Source organism: Poseidonocella sp. HB161398 (genome assembly GCF_005870025.1).
GTDB lineage: Bacteria > Pseudomonadota > Alphaproteobacteria > Rhodobacterales > Rhodobacteraceae > Mangrovicoccus.
The window spans coordinates 85,026-104,305 of sequence record NZ_VATA01000021.1 but is presented as its reverse complement, the minus strand read 5'-3'; the positions used below and the strand labels follow the sequence as shown (position 1 = coordinate 104,305).

Annotated in this window: 12 protein-coding genes and 3 pseudogenes; 7 read left to right on the top strand and 8 right to left on the bottom strand. The window is 67.0% G+C overall.

The features are described from left to right. Nucleotides 1–109: 109 nt before the first annotated feature. Entirely contained in the window at nucleotides 110–2,470 is a 2,361-nt protein-coding gene (locus tag FGX59_RS17680; protein ID WP_138468463.1) for an ATP-dependent helicase, read from the bottom strand. A 277-nt stretch (nucleotides 2,471–2,747) separates the two neighbouring features. Between FGX59_RS17680 and FGX59_RS17675 the strand changes: the two genes are divergently transcribed. The 3 genes from FGX59_RS17675 to FGX59_RS17665 all read left to right on the top strand — a co-directional run bounded on the left by FGX59_RS17675 (nucleotide 2,748) and on the right by FGX59_RS17665 (nucleotide 8,761). Further along, the gene (locus tag FGX59_RS17675; protein ID WP_138468462.1) at nucleotides 2,748–3,887 is read left to right on the top strand and encodes a heme-binding protein; all 1,140 of its coding nucleotides are present in this window, start codon (nucleotides 2,748–2,750) and stop codon (nucleotides 3,885–3,887) included. A 218-nt stretch (nucleotides 3,888–4,105) separates the two neighbouring features. Beyond that, complete coding sequence (locus FGX59_RS17670; protein ID WP_138468461.1) at nucleotides 4,106–7,543, top strand: pyruvate carboxylase; 3,438 nt, start codon at nucleotides 4,106–4,108, stop codon at nucleotides 7,541–7,543. 126 nt (nucleotides 7,544–7,669) lie between these two features. Next, nucleotides 7,670–8,761, top strand: coding sequence for a hypothetical protein (locus FGX59_RS17665; protein ID WP_138468460.1), 1,092 nt, complete (start codon nucleotides 7,670–7,672; stop codon nucleotides 8,759–8,761). Here the strand turns inward: FGX59_RS17665 and FGX59_RS17660 are convergent. Further along, the gene (locus FGX59_RS17660) at nucleotides 8,733–9,944 is read right to left on the bottom strand and encodes a polyhydroxyalkanoate depolymerase (RefSeq protein ID WP_138468459.1); all 1,212 of its coding nucleotides are present in this window, start codon (nucleotides 9,942–9,944) and stop codon (nucleotides 8,733–8,735) included. The genes FGX59_RS17665 and FGX59_RS17660 overlap by 29 nt on opposite strands. A 113-nt stretch (nucleotides 9,945–10,057) precedes the next feature. Between FGX59_RS17660 and FGX59_RS17655 the strand changes: the two genes are divergently transcribed. Both FGX59_RS17655 and FGX59_RS17650 read left to right on the top strand, forming a co-directional pair. After that, nucleotides 10,058–10,714 (top strand): glutathione S-transferase family protein, encoded by a 657-nt coding sequence (locus FGX59_RS17655; protein WP_138468458.1) that lies wholly within the window; start codon nucleotides 10,058–10,060, stop codon nucleotides 10,712–10,714. A gap of 799 nt (nucleotides 10,715–11,513) precedes the next feature. Then, nucleotides 11,514–12,898 (top strand): annotated as a pseudogene (locus FGX59_RS17650) (IS1182 family transposase). A 182-nt stretch (nucleotides 12,899–13,080) separates the two neighbouring features. Here the strand turns inward: FGX59_RS17650 and FGX59_RS17645 are convergent. Continuing rightward, on the bottom strand, nucleotides 13,081–13,488 hold the full coding sequence (locus FGX59_RS17645; protein WP_138468457.1) for a helix-turn-helix domain-containing protein: 408 nt from the start codon (nucleotides 13,486–13,488) through the stop codon (nucleotides 13,081–13,083). 36 nt (nucleotides 13,489–13,524) lie between these two features. On the opposite strand from FGX59_RS17645, the pseudogene FGX59_RS39710 reads away from it, so the two are divergent. Together FGX59_RS39710 and FGX59_RS17640 are read left to right on the top strand one after the other, a co-directional pair. Beyond that, nucleotides 13,525–13,722, top strand: a pseudogene (locus FGX59_RS39710) (NmrA family NAD(P)-binding protein); the annotation flags it as partial. Next, nucleotides 13,632–14,039: an NmrA family NAD(P)-binding protein gene (locus FGX59_RS17640; protein ID WP_206078378.1), complete on the top strand. Its 408-nt coding sequence runs from the start codon at nucleotides 13,632–13,634 to the stop codon at nucleotides 14,037–14,039. The pseudogene FGX59_RS39710 and the gene FGX59_RS17640, both read left to right, overlap by 91 nt. Nucleotides 14,040–14,067: 28 nt before the next feature. On the opposite strand, the pseudogene FGX59_RS17635 reads toward FGX59_RS17640, so the two are convergent. From FGX59_RS17635 to FGX59_RS17615, 5 genes and pseudogenes are all read right to left on the bottom strand, one after another. Next, nucleotides 14,068–15,156, bottom strand: a pseudogene (locus FGX59_RS17635) (IS5 family transposase). Between the two features lie 286 nt (nucleotides 15,157–15,442). Next, nucleotides 15,443–16,639, bottom strand: coding sequence for an ectoine hydrolase DoeA (gene doeA, locus FGX59_RS17630; protein ID WP_138468456.1), 1,197 nt, complete (start codon nucleotides 16,637–16,639; stop codon nucleotides 15,443–15,445). A 3-nt stretch (nucleotides 16,640–16,642) separates the two neighbouring features. After that, complete coding sequence (locus FGX59_RS17625) at nucleotides 16,643–17,608, bottom strand: cyclodeaminase (RefSeq protein ID WP_138468455.1); 966 nt, start codon at nucleotides 17,606–17,608, stop codon at nucleotides 16,643–16,645. After that, the gene (eutB, locus tag FGX59_RS17620; protein WP_138468454.1) at nucleotides 17,605–18,570 is read right to left on the bottom strand and encodes a hydroxyectoine utilization dehydratase EutB; all 966 of its coding nucleotides are present in this window, start codon (nucleotides 18,568–18,570) and stop codon (nucleotides 17,605–17,607) included. The genes FGX59_RS17625 and eutB overlap by 4 nt, the downstream gene beginning before the upstream one ends. Next, nucleotides 18,555–19,271 (bottom strand): aspartate/glutamate racemase family protein, encoded by a 717-nt coding sequence (locus tag FGX59_RS17615; RefSeq protein ID WP_138468453.1) that lies wholly within the window; start codon nucleotides 19,269–19,271, stop codon nucleotides 18,555–18,557. The genes eutB and FGX59_RS17615 overlap by 16 nt, the downstream gene beginning before the upstream one ends. Nucleotides 19,272–19,280 lie beyond the last annotated feature (9 nt).

Below are 19,280 nucleotides of genomic sequence, written 5' to 3'. Positions count from 1 at the left end.
CGCATCCGAAATGCCGCTTGCCTTGACGGGCCCGGAGGCCCGCTTGCACGCCATGCTTACAAAATGCCGCACCTGCATTCTAGGAGGAAATGCCTCCGCAGGCGGAGAATCAGAAGGGCGGGTCGCTATCCGCCTGGTCGGCCGGACGGACGAAGCGGGCGACGACATGCTTGGTGCCCGCCCGCTCGAAAGCGACCTCCAGCTTGTCGCCCTCGATCCCGGCGATCGTGCCGTAGCCGAATTTCTGGTGGAAGACGCGCTCGCCCATGGTGAAGCTCGACACCGCCGCCAGGTCGATCACCGTGGTCAGCGATTCCTTGGGCTGGTGCATCGGCCGCGGGCGGCTCTGCGCCTCCTGCAGCCGCTTCCAGCCGGGGGAGTTGTAGACATCCGCGCGCGAGGCCCGCTCGTCCAGGGTCGAGTGCGCCGCGGGCGCCTGACCGCCGCCATAGAGCCCCGACGGGGTCAGCACCTCGACATGCGCCTCGGGCAGCTCGTCGACGAAGCGCGAGGGCAGCTGCGACTGCCACTGGCCGTAGACCCGGCGATTCCCGGCGAAGGAGATCGTGCAGACCTCCTCGGCGCGGGTGATCCCGACATAGGCCAGCCGCCGTTCCTCCTCGAGCCCGGTGATGCCGCTCTCGTCCATCGAGCGCTGCGACGGGAACAGCCCGTCCTCCCAGCCGGGCAGGAAGACCGCGGGGAATTCCAGGCCCTTCGCGGCATGCAGCGTCATGATCGAGACCTGCGGGCCGGAATTGCCCGAGTCGTTGTCCATCACCAGCGCGACATGCTCGAGGAAGCCCTGCAGGTTCTCGAAGCTCTCGAGCGCCTTGACGAGTTCCTTCAGGTTCTCCAGCCGGCCGGGCGCCTCGGGCGTCTTGTCGTTCTGCCACATCTCCGTGTAGCCCGACTCGTCGAGGATCACCTGGGCGATCTCGACATGGTTCGCCCCGGGCTCGCGCAGCGCGATCGCCCAGCGGTCGAGCCCCTCGACCAGCGCGCGCAGCGCCGCCCCGCCCTTGCCGCCGATCTCCTTCGATTCGACCAGCAGCCGCGCGCCCTCCTTCAGCGGCACGCCATTGGCGCGGGCGCAGAGCTGGATCTTCTGCTGCGCCTTGTCGCCGAGCCCGCGCTTGGGCGTATTGACGATCCGCTCGAAGGCCAGGTCGTCCTCGGGCGAGGTCACCAGCCGGAAATAGGCCATGGCGTCCCGGATCTCGAGCCGCTCGTAGAAGCGCGGGCCGCCGATCACGCGATAGGGCAGCCCGATCGTCAGGAACCGGTCCTCGAAGGCGCGCATCTGGTGGGAGGCGCGCACCAGGATGGCCATCTCGTCCAGCTCGAAGGGCCGCATGCCGCGGGTGCCCTTCTGCATCGACTCGATCTCCTCGCCGATCCAGCGGGCCTCTTCCTCGCCGTCCCAATGGCCGATCAGCCGGACCTTCTCGCCGCCCTGCGCATCGGTCCAGAGCGTCTTGCCCAGCCGTCCCTCGTTGCCCTTGATGACGCCCGAGGCAGCGGCGAGGATATGCGCGGTGGAGCGGTAGTTCTGCTCCAGCCGCACCACGGCGGCGCCGGGGAAGTCCTTCTCGAAGCGCAGGATGTTGCCGACCTCGGCGCCGCGCCAGCCGTAGATCGACTGGTCGTCATCGCCGACGCAGCAGATGTTGCGGTGCCCCGCCGCCAGCAGCCGCAGCCACATGTACTGCGCGACGTTGGTGTCCTGGTACTCGTCGACCAGGATGTAGCGGAACCAGCGCTGGTACTGCTGCAGCACGTCGGAATGCTGCTGGAAGATCGTCACGACATGCAGCAGCAGGTCGCCGAAATCGCAGGCGTTCAGATCCTTCAGCCGCTGCTGGTAGGCGGCATAGAGCTCGATCCCGCGGTCGTTGAAGGCATTCGCCTCCGAGGCCGGGACCGCATCGGGGCGCCAGGCGCGGTTCTTCCAGTTGTCGATCACCCCCGAGAGCGCGCGGGCGGGCCAGCGCTTCTCGTCGATATTGGCGGCGAGGATCACCTGCTTCATCAGCCGGATCTGGTCGTCGGTATCGAGGATGGTGAAGTTCGATTTCAGCCCGACCAGCTCGGCATGGCGGCGCAGGAGCTTGACGCAGATCGCGTGGAAGGTGCCGAGCCAGGGCATGCCCTCGACCGCATGGCCGAGCAGGCTGCCGACGCGCTCCTTCATCTCGCGGGCGGCCTTGTTGGTGAAGGTCACGGCGAGGATCTCGTTCGGCCGCGCGCTGCCGGTGGTCAGCAGATGCGCGATCCGCGCGGTCAGCGCCCGGGTCTTGCCGGTCCCCGCCCCCGCCAGCATCAGCACCGGCCCGTCGAGCGTCTCGACCGCCTGGCGCTGCGCGGGGTTCAGCCCGTCCAGATAGGGCGTGGGCCGCGGCGCCATCGCGCGGCGGGACAGGGGCACGGCGGCCGCTTCGAAGGCTTCGCTGTCGTCGAATTCGTTCATGTCCGCGTTATAGCGCGGGCAGCCGCGGGTGAGAAGGCGTGTTCCCGGTACGTTCCGGAATTTTCCCGCGGCCCCTGCCCGGCGGCGGATTTCCGTGCATCCGCGCCTTGGTCCAAGGTCCCCGAGGCCGCCATCTTTCCGTAAGGGAATGGGGTAATCCGTGCTATGCTCCGCCTGCTCCGGAGTCGGATGCGTATTTTATTTATTGATTTCATTCCCTCCGATCCGCCGTCCGGCCGGACCGGGGCCTCGCATTTCACGCAAGAGGTATTGATTTATGAAACTAGACCTGACCCCAGCCACACTCGAGAGCGGCATGCGCAGCTTTGCAGCAGCAGCCCCTGGCGACACCGACAAGCTGGGCCTGCTGTCCCGGCTGCCGGGCAAGTGGATCAACGAAAAGCGCGATATCGTCACCGGCTTCGAAGGACGTGGCTGGAACATGATCGCCCTGCCCTTCAAGGGAGGCATCGTCGATGGTGTGCAGCAGCCGGACTACCGCGTGCTCGCCAACCAGTACAACGAAACCCTGGACTTCGTGATCGTTGACGGTCCGGTGGCGAACCGCGGCGTAGAGAAGGACGGCAGCCGTCCGGCGACCGCGCAGACCGACCAGAAGATCTTCGCGCTCGACTACCAGCAGCTCATCGTCCAGATCGCCGCGGGCGACAGCCCCTGCACGACCGAGAATATCCGCGGCAGGCCCGGCAGCGGCATCCATCACGAACCGGGCTTCCTCCTGTGGATCTCCGACCAGAATGCCAGCATCGACTACACGCCCGTCGATGGCGGCCCGGTGATGAGGGAGGAGAAGCTAAAGGTTGCGCGCCTGGCCAGCATTCCCCATGGCGATGCGGTGACGGCGATGGGCGTGGCCTTCTGCGCGGCTGGCGGTCCCGCCATCCCAAAGATCAGTGGCCTGCCGGTTCATCTGCAAGCCGCGCCGGGCCAGCCGGATCCGGCGCTGACTGGCTATCTCGCGCCCTATGCCGGTCTGAGCGGCCCCGATGCATTCAAGGGCATTCTCCAGGTCCCCACCTTCGACGTCTCGAAGCCATGGGAACTGCTGGAGAAGAGCATCGCCAGCCTGGGCCCGGTCAAGCATACGACAACGCTGCATTTCCGCACCGATTTCGGAACGGGCGGCATCGTCAACACGCCCTTCATCGTCAAGGAGGCCAATGCAACGGAGATGGAGGCCATCTTCTGGATCATGGAGCTGGAAAAACCGCTGAATGGCCGGAAATGGGTGCTGGCCTATATACAGAATGTCCTTCTGGACTTCTTTCCCCTGCCCGGCAGCCCGGACCGGCAGATACGCTGGCCGCATGTCAGCATCAACGTGATGTGCCTGGACGAAGCCGCCGACCGCGAGAAGATCGCCACGCCGGCATGCAGCCACGCGTCGGCCGACTGACCTCCCGCGGCCGTCCGGATCCCGGGCGGCCACGCCGTTGCGTTCCACCAATGAAAGTCTTCTCCAAGACGAAAAAACTGGCGCTTGCCAAGGAGCTGGCGAAAATACGGGCGCAACATCTGTAACACTTTGACGCCTCCCGCGCACAAATGTTTGCCAGCCGTCGTCACAGGCGCTAAGTGTCGCCCAGACGTCGATATTGGTAAGGATATGTGACCATGACGGAGTTCTCGAAGATTCTCGTCGCCAACCGCGGCGAGATTGCGATCCGGGTCATGCGGGCGGCCAACGAGCTGGGCAAGAAGACCGTCGCGGTCTATGCCGAGGAAGACAAGCTCTCGCTGCACCGCTTCAAGGCCGACGAAGCGTATCGCATCGGCGAGGGGCTGGGGCCGGTGGCCGCCTATCTCTCGATCCCCGAGATCATCCGCGTGGCAAAGGCCGCGGGTGCCGACGCGATCCATCCGGGCTACGGCCTGCTCTCCGAGAACCCCGATTTCGTCGAGGCCTGCGCCGAGGCGGGGATCACCTTCATCGGCCCGAAGGCCGAGACCATGCGCGCCCTCGGCGACAAGGCCAGCGCGCGCAAGGTGGCGGTCGCGGCCGGCGTGCCGGTCATTCCCGCGACCGAGGTGCTGGGCGATGATTTCGACGCCATCGCCAAGGAGGCCGGGGAGATCGGCTATCCGCTGATGCTCAAGGCCAGCTGGGGCGGCGGCGGCCGCGGCATGCGGCCGATCAACGGGCCCTCCGAGCTGAAGGACAAGATCCTCGAGGGCCGCCGCGAGGCGGAGGCCGCCTTCGGCAATGGCGAGGGCTATCTCGAGAAGATGATCATCCGCGCCCGCCATGTCGAGGTGCAGATCCTCGGCGACAAGCAGGGCAATATCTACCATCTCTACGAGCGCGACTGCTCGGTCCAGCGCCGCAACCAGAAGGTCGTCGAGCGCGCCCCCGCCCCCTACCTCTCGGAAGCGCAGCGCGAGGAGATCTGCGAGCTCGGCCGCAAGATCTGCGCGCATGTGAACTACGAATGCGCCGGCACCGTCGAATTCCTGATGGATATGGAGACCGGCAAGTTCTACTTCATCGAGGTGAACCCGCGGGTCCAGGTGGAGCATACCGTCACCGAGGAAGTCACCGGCATCGACATCGTCCAGGCGCAGATCAAGATCGCCGAGGGCAAGTCGCTGACCGAGGCGACCGGCAAGGCCAGCCAGTACGACATCCGCCTGACCGGCCATGCGCTGCAGACCCGGATCACCACCGAGGATCCGCAGAACAACTTCATCCCCGATTACGGCCGCCTCACCGCCTACCGCAGCGCGACCGGCATGGGCATCCGCCTCGACGGCGGCACCGCCTATGCGGGCGGGGTCATCACCCGCTACTACGACTCGCTGCTCGTCAAGGTGACGGCCAAGGCGCAGACGCCCGAGGCGGCGATCAAGCGGATGGACCGCGCGCTGCGCGAATTCCGGATCCGCGGGGTGTCGACCAATATCGACTTCGTCATCAACCTGCTGAAGCACCCGGTCTTCCTCAACAACGAGTACTCGACCAAGTTCATCGACACCACGCCCGAGCTTTTCGACTTCAAGCAGCGGGCCGACCGGGCGACCAAGGTGCTGACCTATATCGCCGACATCACGGTGAACGGGCATCCCGAGACCGCCGGACGGGTGAAGCCCGCCGCAGCGAAGGAGCCGCGCCCCCCGGTGGTCGAGCCCGGCACGGCGCCGGCGGGCACGCGGACGCTGCTCGAGGCCGAGGGCCCGCAGGCCGTGGCCGACTGGATGGCGGCGCAGACCAGGCTGCTGCTGACCGATACGACGATGCGCGACGGGCACCAGTCGCTGCTGGCGACGCGGATGCGCTCGATCGACATGATCCGCGTGGCCCCGGCCTATGCGGCGAACCTGTCCGATCTCTTCTCGGTAGAATGCTGGGGCGGCGCGACCTTCGACGTGGCCTACCGCTTCCTGCAGGAATGCCCCTGGCAGCGGCTGCGCGACCTGCGCCGGAAGATGCCGAATGTCATGACGCAGATGCTGCTGCGCGCCTCGAACGGCGTCGGCTACACCAACTATCCCGACAATGTGGTCGAGAGCTTCGTCGCCCAGGCGGCCAAGTCCGGCGTCGACGTGTTCCGCGTCTTCGACAGCCTGAACTGGGTCGAGAACATGCGCGTCGCGATGGATGCGGTGGTCGAGGCCAACAAGGTCTGCGAGGGCACGATCTGCTATACCGGCGACCTGCTGGACCCGGCGCGGTCGAAATACGACCTCGCCTACTATGTCGCCATGGGCAAGGAGCTGAAGGCCGCGGGCGCGCATGTGCTGGGCCTGAAGGACATGGCGGGGCTGCTGAAGCCGACGCAGGCGGGCATGCTGATCAAGGCGCTGAAGGAAGAGGTCGGGCTGCCGATCCATTTCCACACCCACGACACCTCGGGCATCGCGGGCGCCACGATCCTGGCCGCGGCCCAGGCCGGGGTGGATGCGGTGGACGCGGCGATGGATGCTTTCTCGGGCGGCACCTCGCAGCCCTGCCTCGGCTCGATCGTCGAGAGCCTGCGCCATACCGAGCGCGACACCGGGCTCGACATCGCGAAAATCCGCGAGATCTCGGATTACTGGGAAGTCGTGCGCGCGCAGTATGCCGCCTTCGAGTCGGGCCTCGCGGCACCGGCCTCGGAAGTCTACCTGCACGAGATGCCGGGCGGGCAGTTCACCAACCTCAAGGCGCAGGCGCGCTCGCTGGGGCTCGAAGAGCGCTGGCACGAGGTCGCCCACATGTATGCCGAGGTGAACCAGATGTTCGGCGACATCGTCAAGGTGACGCCGTCCTCAAAGGTGGTGGGCGACATGGCGCTGATGATGGTCAGCCAGGGGCTGAGCCGCGCCGAGGTCGAGGATCCGGCAAAGGATGTCGCCTTCCCCGACTCGGTCATCGACATGATGAAGGGCAATCTCGGCCAGCCCCCGGGCGGCTTCCCGGCGGGCATCGTCAAGAAGGTGCTGAAGGGCGAGGCCCCGAATACCGAGCGCCCGGGCAAGCATCTCGCCCCGGTCGACCTCGAGGCCGAGCGCGCCAAGCTCGCCAAGCAGTTCGGCATGGAGATCGACGACGAGGATCTGAACGGCTCGCTGATGTATCCCAAGGTCTTCGCCGACTACATGACCCGGCACGAGACCTACGGGCCGGTGCGCACCCTGCCGACGCGGACCTTCTTCTACGGCATGGAGCCGGCCGAGGAGGTCTCGGTCGAGATCGACCCCGGCAAGACGCTGGAGATCCGGCTGCAGACCGTGGGCGAGACCCAGGATGACGGCGATGTGCGGGTGTTCTTCGAGCTGAACGGCCAGCCGCGGACGATCCGCGTGCCCGACCGCAAGGCCAAGGCGTCCTCGGCGGCGCGCCCCAAGGCCGAGACCGGCAACCCCAGGCATATCGGCGCGCCGATGCCGGGCATCGCCTCGCAGATCTCGGTCACGCCGGGCCAGGAGGTGAAGGAGGGCGACCTGATCGTGGTGATCGAAGCGATGAAGATGGAGACCGGGCTCTATGCCGAGGCCTCCGGCAAGGTGAAGGCGGTGCATGTCACCCCCGGCGCCCAGATCGACGCCAAGGATCTGCTGGTCGAACTGGAATGATCCCCCGCGGGGCGGCCTCCGGGCCGCCCTGCCCCCCGGCCCCGGGAGGAGCGGCGTTTTGCGGCTTCTTCCCCGGCCCCGCTCTGGATAGCATGGGCGGACGCGCTGGCAAGGAAGGGTCCCGCGATGGAAGAAGTCCTGCTGCATGTCGGCATGCACAAGACCGGGACGACGACGCTGCAGTCGGCGCTGGCCGGCTATGACGACGGCGAGACCGTCACTGCCGATCTCGAATTCCCCAACCATTCGGTGCCGGTCTACACCGCCTTCAGCGAGGCGCCGGAGCGCTATCATTTCTGGAGGGCCCACGGGCTGTCGCAGGCGCAGGTCGAGGAACGCCGCCGCGGCTACCTGCAGATGCTCGACGGCCAGCTCGCCCGGAGCGACCGGCGGCGGCTGGTGATCTCGGGCGAGGATATCAGCGTCCTGGACGCCCGCGAGAAGGCAACGCTGACCGGCTTCCTGACCGCCCGCGCGCCGAAGCTGCATGTGGTCTGCTACCTGCGCGCGCCCGCGGCCTATGCCGGCTCGGCCCTCGGCCAGCGCATCAAGGGCGGGGTGAAGACCCTGCCCGAAAGCTGCAGCCCGCAGTACCGCCTGCGGCTGGAGGGATTCCGCACCGATCCGCGAATCTCGCGGCTCAGCGTCCGCAAATTCGCCCCCGGGGCGCTGCGCAAGCGCGACATCGTCGAGGATTTCGCCGTGCGGCACGGGCTGGACCCGGCGCGGATGGCGCGCAGCCCGCTGAACGAGGGGCTCAGCGCGGCAGCGCTCAAGCTTATCTTCCATTTCAACAAGGCGATGCCGCTCTCGGCCGGGGACCTGGTGCTGATGCAGGCAAGGCAGGCGCTGGTCCGGGAGGTCTCGGAGGCCTATCCCGGGCCCGGGCTGGGCAGGCCATGGCTGCGCTGCCTGGCCGATGAAAGCGAGCTCGGCTATGCCGAGGCGCAGTTCGGCCTGTCCTTCGGCCCGCCGCCCCCCCGGCCCGCCGCCGGACGCGGGAAGCTCGAGGCGCATCTGGACGACCTCTCGGGGATCGACCTGTCACCGCTCGACGGGCTGCTCGGAGGGCACGGGATCGCGGGAAGCTTCGGCACCCCGGCCGAGAAGCTGATCCGGCTCTATCTCTGGCATGTCTACGACCGCCAGCACGCCCAGCAGCAGAAGCGCGAAGCGAAGGCCGCGGCCCCTACTCCATCGCCAGGATCAGGTTCTTGACCTGCGGATAGATCTCGTTCTCCCAGCGGCGGCCGTTGAAGACGCCGTAATGGCCGACATTGGCCTGCAGGTGGTGGCGCTTCAGATGCGGGCGCAGCGAAGAGCATAGCTCGTGCGCGGCCGTGGTCTGGCCGAGCGCGCAGATGTCGTCCCGCCCGCCCTCGACGGTCAGCAGCGCCGTCCGCCGGATCGCCGCGGGCTTCACCTTGCGGCCCTTGTAGGTGAATTCGCCGGTCGCGAGCTCCGCTTTCTGGAAGATCCGCTCGATCGTCTCGAGGTAGAATTCCGCGGTCAGGTCGAGCACCGCGAAATACTCGTCGTAGAAGTCCTTGATCTTCTGCGCCTCGCGGAATTCGCCCTTGGCCAGGTGGTTGAACATCTTCTTGTGCTGGTCCTGGTGGCGCTCCATGTTCATCGCCATGAAGGCGGTGAGCTGGACGAAGCCGGGATAGACCTTGCGCCCGCCGCCGGGATAGCGCGCGGGCACCCGCGCGATCACGTTCGACTCGAACCAGTCCATCGGCTTCTCGTTGGCGAGGTCGTTGACCATGGTCGGGCTCTCGCGCACGTCGATCGGCCCGGCCATCAGCGTCATCGAGACCGGCGTCGCCGGGTTGCCGTCCTCCGACATGACCGCCACCGCGGCCAGGGCCTGCACGCAGGGCTGGCAGACCGCCAGGATGTTCGAGCCGGGGCCGATATGCTCGAGGAAGCGGATGAGGTAGTCGACATAGTCCTCCACCCCGAAGCTGCCCGCCGAGAGCGGCACGTCGCGGGCATTGGCCCAGTCGGTGATATAGACGTCATGGTCGCGAAGCAGCACCTCGACCGTGCCGCGCAGCAGCGTCGCGAAATGGCCCGAGAGCGGCGCGACCACCAGGACCGGGGGCTGGGGCGTCTCGATGTCCTTGCGGAAATGCAGCAGGTCGCCGAAGGGCAGAGACAGCGCGACCTCCTCGGTCACGGTGGCGTCGCGGTTGCCGACGCGGACCTTGTGGATGCCGAATTCGGGCCGCTTGTGCGAAAGATGGAAGCGCGAGACCATCTCCATCGCCGCGTCGAAATAGGAAGCCGAGCCGTTCATCAAATGGCCCCAGGGCGTGCCCGACAGCCGCATGTGCCGCGCCATCATGCGCACAGGCGCAATCACGTCGTCGTGGAACTGGTAGCCCATGTACAGCATCTTGCCTGCTCCCTGCCTTGTCGCAGCATGTTTACCCAAAAAAAGTTAGTGCATGTTTCGCTGCGCTGCGACAGAATTATTGCAGTGCGGCATGAAACCCGGGAGTCCCGACCATGGCAACGGCAACCCTGACTATTTCTTCCAAGAATTACTCGTCCTGGTCGCTGCGCGGCTGGCTCCTGTGCAAGCTGGCGGGAATCGAGTTCGAAGAGAAGCCGGTCTCGATCGACGATCCCGACACCCGGCAGGAGCTGCTCCTGCTGTCGCCGACCGTCCGCGTGCCGCGGCTGTCGCACGAGGGCGTCGAGGTCTGGGACACGCTGGCGATCGCTAACTACCTGCACGACACCTATCCCGACCGCGGCATGCTGCCGGCCGACCGCAAGGCGCGGGCGCATTGCCGGGCGATCTCGGGCGAGATGCATTCGGGCTTCTTCAACCTGCGCTCGGCGCTGCCGATGAACATCAAGGCGCGCCATGCCAAGTTCAAGGTCTTCTCCGGCGCCCGTCCCGACATCGTCCATGTCAAGGAGATCTGGACGGAGTGCCTCGACGCCTATGGCGGCCCGTTCCTCTTCGGCAAGACGCCGACCATCGCCGACGCGATGTTCGCCCCGGTCTGCACCCGCTTCCGCACCTATGCGGTCGAGCTGGAGCCGAAGCTGCAGGCCTATTGCGACACGATCTTCGACTGGGCGCCGATGAAGGAATGGGAGGCCGCCGCGGTGGCCGAGCCCGACGAGATGGTCGAGCTCGAAGTCGAGTTCTGAGACGCCGCGCCGCCCTGCCCGCCGACCTGCGCGGGCAAGGCGCCTGACGCTGCGGAAAATCATTGACCGCCCGTCCCCGGCACGCAAGCCGAGGGGATGCGCGATGATCCCGGGAAAGCTCCCCTTCGTCCTTGCCGCCTGCCCGTGCCCGGCCGCGCTTGCCGCGGAACCGCTGCCGGGCGTCGACGGCCTGCGCGGCGCCTCTTCATCTGCAGCGCCGTTCCGTCGAGGCAGAGGCCGAAGGCGGCGCCTTCATCCGCATCTTCCGCCGCAGGCTCGGCGCCTCGTCGGATCTGGCCGGATCGCAGGAGGAAAGCGAGAGCGGCGGGATCTTCGACCAGACGCTGGGCAAGGACCAGCGGCCCGACGCCTTCCGCCTCTCCCGCGACGGCACTACGGATTTCACCGCGCCGCCGCTCTCGACCTGGGGTGGATCGGGTCCGGGGCTTCCGCGCCGTGGCCCACGACGCCGATTGCGCGGGCGATCTGGCCAAGGTGACGCCCGGGCCTCGACGGGCGGCAGTTCCTCGGTGGCAAGAGTAACAAAGTCCCGCCTCTCCTGCGGGGAAATATCGTTTCAAGACAGAAATGCGGAAGCTCGGCTCGGCGCCGAGATTGCCTCTCTCGTCAGAAAGGTTTGCTTCTCACGGGCCGCGCGGCGCTCGTCAACGCCCGAAGCTGCCGTTCAGGCAGCGTGCGGCGAAGGTCCGTTCCGCGCCGTTGCTGTTGAAAAGGTCTTTGTCGCGGCGCGGCAAGTCTTTCGATTCACTCAACTATGAGGGGATGGGAGGATTTCGGGATGATGGGTCGGCAGGATGTTCCACCGCAGCTGTTTTATGAGTTCAATCTGGACCGTCATGTCCCGGCCAATCACATGCTGCGAGAGATCGATCTGTTCCTTGACGGTGACAGCCTGCGGGAAGCGCTGCGACCTTACTACAGCCACCTTGGTCGCCCCTCCATCGACCCCGAACTGATCATTCGGATGCTGGTGATCAGCTATGTCATGGGTATCCGGTCGGAGCGTCGCTTGTGCGACGAGGTTCATCTGAACCTGGCATACCGCTGGTTTTGCCGATTGGGTTTGGAAGGCAAAGTCCCTGATCACTCGACATCTTCCCGCTATCGCCATGGCAAGTTCCGGGAAAGCAACCTGCTGCGACAGGTGTTCGAGGCCACTGTGGAGCGCTGCCTTAAGGAGGACATGGTTTCCGGAGAGGGCTTTGCCGTCGATGCCAGCCTGATCTCCGCCGACGCCAACAAGGTCCGGTCCATTGCGGCGGAAGACCGGAGCCCTGAGGCCGCGCGGGAAACCGGGAACAGGGCGGCGCGGGAATATCTTGAGACACGGGATGACGCCGCTTTCGGAGCGGCATCGCCGGTCCAGCCGAAGTTCGCCGCCAAGTCCGATCCAGCGGCACAATGGACCCGCGCCGAGGAAAACCGTCCTTATTTTGCCTATGCCACCAACTACCTGATCGACACCAAGAGCTCTGTGATCATGATGTCGAGGCGACAAGAGCGATCCGCCAGGCCGAAGTCGGGGCCTCGCGCACCATGCTCGACAGGACGGAGAAGCGGTTCGGGATCCGGCCGGATTGGCTGGCCGCCGACACGGCCTAAGGCAATGCCGAGAACCTGGGATGGCTGGTCGAGAAGCGCAGCATCATTCCCTTCATCCCCGTGATCGACAAGTCGGAGCGGACCGACGGCACGTTCTCTCGACCGGACTTCGAATGGGATGAGAAGAGTGACCAGTATATCTGCCCTGAAGGCCATGCTCTCAAACAGTTCAGACGCAACTATTCTGATCCGAACAGGACGCGGGACACCGGAGGCAGCAAGAAGTATCGCGCCCTGAAGGCAACCTGCCAGGCGTGCCCCTCCAAGGAGATCCGCTGCCCGAAAGCCGATGCGCCCTACGTCACCCGTGAACCGCACGAAGAGGCGCGCGAGTTTGCCCGCGAATGTCGTAGGACCAAGACCTGCAAGGTGTCACGCGACAAGCGGAAGAAGGTGGAGATGCTCTTCGCGCATCTGAAGCGCATCCTCGGGCTGACCCGGCTGCGACTGCGCGGCCCCAACGGCGCCAAGGATGAATTCCTCCTCGCCGCCATCGCCCAGAACCTTCGAAAACTCGCAAAGCTACGGCCCCGGTGCGCGATGCAGGAGGCCGCAGCATGAGCTGAACGGCCCTATCACCGCCTTGAGGCGGAGAGACGGGCGATCGCTCGAACGAGAAGACGCCGTTCAACGCTATCAGGCGTCAAAATCGGTGATTTCGACGGACCTTTTCAACAGCATCAGCCCATTGCAGACACCTAGCCCGGCGCGATGCCAGTTTGGGGTGCGGCCTGCTGAAACACTCAGCCCTTTTCCCCTGCGTCGAATGCCTTCCGTGACGCCTCGATGTCCTGCCAGGTACCCCGGATCCAGTCGGTGAAACCGGCCAGCGGACCCAGCATCGACCGTCCGCGGTCGGTCAGCTCATATTCCACGCGCGGAGGCAGCTCCGGGTAATAGTGGCGCGCGACCAGCCCGTCACGTTCGAGATTGCGCAGGGTCAGGGTCAACATCCGCTGCGAGATGTCCGGGATCCCCCGGCGCAGGGCGCTGAAGCGCATCGGCCGGTCCGGCGACAGAGCCAGAAGCGAAATGACGAGGATCGTCCACTTGTCGCCAAGGCGCGCAAGGACGCTGCCCGGAGCGCAGGGCGTCAGAACCGGCCCGTCAGAGTTTTCGATGATGGGTCGACCGTTGATTTCACGGGGCATCGGGGTCTCCTTTCTGGACTGAAACCGGGGCGCCCGATGGTTATCTTCCTGTGCCCGAGGATCAGAAATGTGCCGTCTTGTGCGCCATTTCTAAAGGTTCCACATGGTGACCTGCAACAGTTACCAATAGGAACCAGCATGTCATCCACTCCCGAATTCCTCGTCTTCGGCGCAACCGGCCAACAGGGCGGCGCCGTTGCGCGCGCGCTGCTGGCCAGGGGCCGGACCGTGCGCGCCTTCGTCCGCATCGCCTGTCGGACAGCGCCCGGCAGCTGGAAGCGGAGGGCGTGACCCTCGCTGTGGGCGACCTGTCCGACCGCACCTCGATCGACTGCGCAATGGTAGGCGTCAACGGCGTCTTCAGTGTCCAGACGAGCTCTCCCTCCGGGCTGGTCTCGGACGAGGAAGAGGTCGCGCAGGGCATTGCCGTCACCGACAGCGCCTATGCTGCTGGCGTGGCCCACATCGTCTATTCGTCTGGCGGGGCAGCCGGGAAAGGCCCGACCGGCATGGGGCACTTCGACAGGCGTTGTTGCGCAACTTGCTCCTGAGGCATGATAGCGCCTTTCCCCGTCGACGTCATGCCACGCTGACGATCTCAGCGGTGCCGAGCGCATTGAACCGGTTGACGAGGGCGATGCGGATCTGGATTTCGGCGGTTTGCCGGTCCGGATTTCTTGCGGCGATGCGCTCGCCGAAGGCCTTGAGGCACCGCATTTTCGCCTCGATCCGGCTTCGGACATGGTATCCGGTCCATCGCGTCCAGAACGCCCTGCCATAGTGCCGGGTGGCGCGAAGGGTTTCGTTTCGGGTGATTGCCGCAGGGCAGTTCCCTTTCCACGGCCGACCGCTTTTGCGGATAGGGATGATCGGCGTGGCCTGACGGTCGATGAGGGCGGCGTGGCAACGGCGCGTGTCATGCGCCCCATCCGCTGCCCGGCAGGCGATTGCGCAGCAATCTGCCGAGAGGGGCGGTCACGGTGCCGATCTCTTTGCCCTCGGGGATCTGGTTGAGCAGTTCCGGCAAGATAGGACTGTCACCATCGCTGCCGGGAGTGAATTCCACGGCGCGGATGCCAGACGTGGCGGCATCCATGGCCAGATGCACCTTGCGCCATTGACGACGGCCCTGAACACCGTGCTTGCGCGCCAGCCACTCATTCATCGGGCTTTCGCGGCGCCACTGGCGCTACGGTCCTCTTCATTCAGCGAGAAACTTGATGCCGGTGCTGTCCGCTGCCCGGCAGGGCATTGCGCAGCAATGCCCGAGAGGGGACCAGCAGGTTCAGGGGGCCATCGGCGCGCCGATACGGGATCTGGACGGCGAGCGTCTTCTGCCGACGGCACAGGGTCGTGTCGTCCGGCACCGCCCAGTCCAGGCCCGCCAACTTCAGCAGGCTGGCAGCCATCCCGGTCGCCTGCCGGGGCGGCAGCTTGAACAGGACCTTCATGGTCAGACAGAACTGGATCGCATTCGTCGGGCAGACGGTCCCCCGGACCGTCTGCTGATCCTCCTCATTCCGAGAACAATGCGGGGCGGCCGTCATGCCGCGCGAGCCAGGTCATCTCCTTGTCCAGCCAGATCAATAGCGACCCGCGCTCGCGAAGCGAAGCCGTGTAGCTGGACCAGTTCGTCGCGCGGTCGCGGGCAGGTGCAGGCTTGCTCATGCACCTCGTCTAACCGCATGGTTTCACGATGTGACTCCTTTGCAGACTGAGTTCTGCAACAACGCCCAGCTACGGCAAATTGCGGCTATTCCGCGGGGCCCGGGGACACGCTGCCGGTGATCCTGAGCTTCCGCCTGGCCGGCGGGACCGCGCCGCAGACCTGCCCGGCCAGCTTCTTTTTCCCGGGCAGCCCGGTCCATGGCGGCCGGCCCTCCAATCCGGGGCTGCGCCGGATCCCGCTGGTGCCGCTGGCGGGCGGGGACGGCGGAGCGCCCCCGCCGCGCCGTCAGTCCTTGATCAGCATCTTGCGCGGGATGTTGCAGAAGATCTCGGGCTCGCCCTCGGTGATGGCGATCGACTCGGTGGTCTCGTAGCCCCAGCTCTCCATCCAGAGGCCGGTCATGAAATGGAAGGTCATGCCCGGCTGCAGCACGGTCTTGTCGCCGCGGCGCAGCGACATGGTGCGCTCGCCCCAGTCCGGCGGATAGCTCAGCCCGATCGAATAGCCCGCGCGGTTGTCCTTCTCGATGCCGTGGCGTTCCAGCGCGGCGAAGAAGCCCTTGGCGATGTCCTCGCACAGATTGCCCGGCTTTGCCGCGGCAAGCCCGGCCTCCATGCCCTCCAGCACGGCCTGCTCGGCATCCAGGATGTGCCCCGGCGGCTTGCCCAGGTAGATCGTCCGCGACAGCGGCACGTGATAGCGCTGGTAGCAGCCGGCGATCTCGAAGAAGGTCCCCTCGTCGGGCTTCATCGGCAGGTCGTCCCAGGTCAGGTGCGGCGCGGCGGCATCCGGCCCCGAGGGCAGCAGCGGCACGATCGCCGGATAGTCGCCGCCATGGCCCTCCCAGTCGTCATAGCGCAGCCCGGCATCGTAGATGTCCGCGACCAGGTCGCATTTGCGGATCCCGACCTCGACCTTCTCGGCGATCCGCCGGTGCATGCGTTCGACCAGCCGCGCGGCGGAGCGCATGTAGTCCAGCTCCTTCTCGGATTTCACCGCGCGCTGCCAGTTGATGAAGCCGGTCGCGTCGTGGAAGGTCGCGTTCGGCAGCCCGTGCTGCAGCCGCTCATGCGCCCGCGCGGAATACCAGTAGTTGTCCATCTCGACGCCGATATGGCCCTTGTCCCAGCCGAATTCGATCAGCTTGGCGCAGAGGTATTCCATCGGATGGCGCTCGGTCGACTGCACGTAGTGGTCGGGATAGCCGATCACCCGGTCGCGCTGCATCCAGACGGTGCGGTAGGCGCCCTGCGCGTCCTGGCCGCGGCCGTACCAGACCGGCGGGCCGTCGGGGCCGACGACCACGCATTGGTGGACATAGAAGGACCAGCCGCCATAGCCCGCCACCCAGGCCATGTTGGAGGGATCCGAGAGGATCAGCACGTCGAGCCCGTCGCGCTCCATCCGTGCGCGGATCTTCACCAGCCGCGCCTCGTACTCCTCGGTCGTATAGCGTTCGGGTGTTCTCTGGAGCTTGTTCATCGCTCATTCCTCGTCGAAGGCGGCAAGCGCCCGTGTGGCAATCGCGGTGTCCTGCACGCCGGTGCCGGTGAGATCCGCGATCGTGATCTCGTCTGGATGCTGCCGCCCCGGATGGCGGCCGGTGATCACGTCGCCCAGCTCGGGAAGCGTCCCGTCATCGGCAATGGTCCCGGCCTCCAGCGCGGCGCGCAGCTCGCCCATCTTGCGGGTCTGCGCCACCCGGTCGGCAACGTAGAGGTCGGCGCGGGCAAGGCAAGCGGGGTCGAGTTCGCCCTTCCCGGCCTGGTCGCTTCCCATCGCGGTGACATGCTGGCCCGGGCGCAGCCAGTCGGCCATCAGCACCGGCCGGGTCGCGGGGGTCGTCGTGACGATGATATCGGCAAATCCCGCCGCCTCCGCCGGGTCGGCCGTGGCGCGCACGGACAGCCCGGGTCCGGACATCTCGGCGGCGAGCGCCTGCGCCCGGGCGGGATTGCGCGCCCAGATCACCGCTTCGGCCACCGGCCGCACCAGGCGGAGCGCGCCGAGCTGCATCCGCGCCTGCAGCCCGGCGCCGAAGATCGCCGCGCGCGAGGCATCGGGCCGCGCCAGGTGCCGCGCCGCCACGCCGCCGGCCGCGGCCGTGCGCACATCGGTCAGGTAGCCGTTGTCCAGAAGCACCGCACGCACCCGCCCGGTCTCGGAGGAAAGCACCACCATCAGCCCCGAGGTCGAGGGCAGCCCCTTCGACGGATTGTCGAAGAAGCCCGGCGAGATCTTCACCGCGAAGCCCGGCAGGCCGGGCACGTAGGCGGTCTTGACGTCGACCTCGCCATTGACCTGCGGCATGTGCATCGACAGCACGGGCGGCATCTCCACCCCGCCCTCGGCCAGCCGGGCGAAGGCCTCCTCGACCACGTCGACAGCCTCCCGGTCGAGCCGGATGCGCGACCGCAGCGCGTCCTCGTGCAGGATGCGGATCTCGCTCATGTCTCCCCCTCCAGGATGCGGCGGTGCTGCGCCGGATCGATATTGCGCCCCGAGAGCAGCAGCACTAGCGGCTCGGGCGCGGCCCGCAGCTTGTCCGCCAGCACGGCGGCGGCGCCGACCGCGGCCGCGCCCTCCACCGTCTCGCCCTCCTCGCGGCCGAGGAAGCGGATGCCCCGGGCGATCTCCGCCTCGCTGACCAGGATCAGCTCGTCCATCAGGTCGCGGCACATCGCGTAGGTCAGGCGGTTTTCCAGCCCGATGCCGCCGCCGAGGCTGTCCGCCAGGGTCTCCAGCTCCTCGACCTCGACCGGATGCCCGGCCGCGAGGCTCGCCGCCATCGCCGCGCCGCGTTCCATCGAGATGCCGATGATGCGGATCCGCGGATTGACCGCCTTTGCCGCCGCCGCCACCCCGGCCAGCAGCCCGCCGCCCGAAAGCGGGATGGCGATCGCAGCCGCATCGGGCAGCTGGGCGAGGATCTCCAGCCCCAGCGTCCCCTGCCCGGCGATCACGTCGCGATGGTCGAAGGGCGGGATCAGCGCGAAGCCCTCCTCGCGCTCCAGCCGCCGCGCCTCCTTGAAGGCCTCGTCCTGGCTGGCGCCGGTCACCCGCGCCTCGGCGCCGAGCGCCTCGATCGCGGCGATCTTGTTGGCCGGGACCAGCCGCGAGACGCAGATCACCGCCGGCAGGCCGAGCTGGCGCGCCGCATGGGCGAGCGCGCGGCCGTGATTGCCGGTCGAGGCGGTCGTGACCCCGGCGACCTTGCCCAGCCGCGCCGCCGCATTGGTCGCGCCGCGCAGCTTGAAGGCGCCGGTTTCCTGCATGTGCTCGCATTTCAGCCAGACCGGCCCGCCCGCCACCGCCGAGAGCGCGGGCGAGAGCCGCATCGGCGTCACCCGCACCAGCCCGTCGATGCGCGCCTGCGCGGCCCGGATCTCCTCCAGCGTCACCATGTCCGCCATCCTTCCCTGATGCGAAAGAGCGTCCCCGGTCCCGCCGCGGGGATCCCCGCCAGGTCGAGCGCCGCCCAGAAGGCCGCCTGGTTCGAGCTGATGACCGGCTTGTCGAGAAGCGCCTCGATCTCGCCGATCACGCCGAGCGCGGGCAGCGCCGTGCAGGAGAGGAAGACCGCCTCGGCCCGCGGATGGTCGGCGCGGCAGGCGGCGGCCACCACCTCGGCCGGGTCGATCCGCGCCATCTCGCGGTCGTCCTCATGGCCGAGCGACAGGCTGGAGACGACCTCCACCCCCTCCGCGGCGAACCAGCCGGCGACCAGATCCGCAGTCTCGGTCAGATAGGGCGTCATCAGCGCGATCCGTCCCGCCCCGAGCGCGGCAAGCGCCCGGCGCGCCGCCGAGAGCGGCGTCACCACCGGCGCGCGGGACCCCAGCGCGACCTCCACCTCCGCGCCCAGCGCCGCCGCGGCAGAGGTGCAGCCGAAGATCATCGCCTCCAGCGGCACGCCCGGCACGACCAGATCGGCCGCCGCGGCCAGCCGCGGGCCGGTCCGGCGCAGGGTCTCGGGCGTGGTCGGGTTCTCGAAGGCCAGCCGCGCGACATGCAGCCGGGTGCCCGGGGGCATCAGCTGCGCCGCATCGCCCTCGATGGTCAGATCGGTGGCCAGGGCGAGAAGCCCGAACCGCTTGACCGTATCATTGCGCATTGCATCACC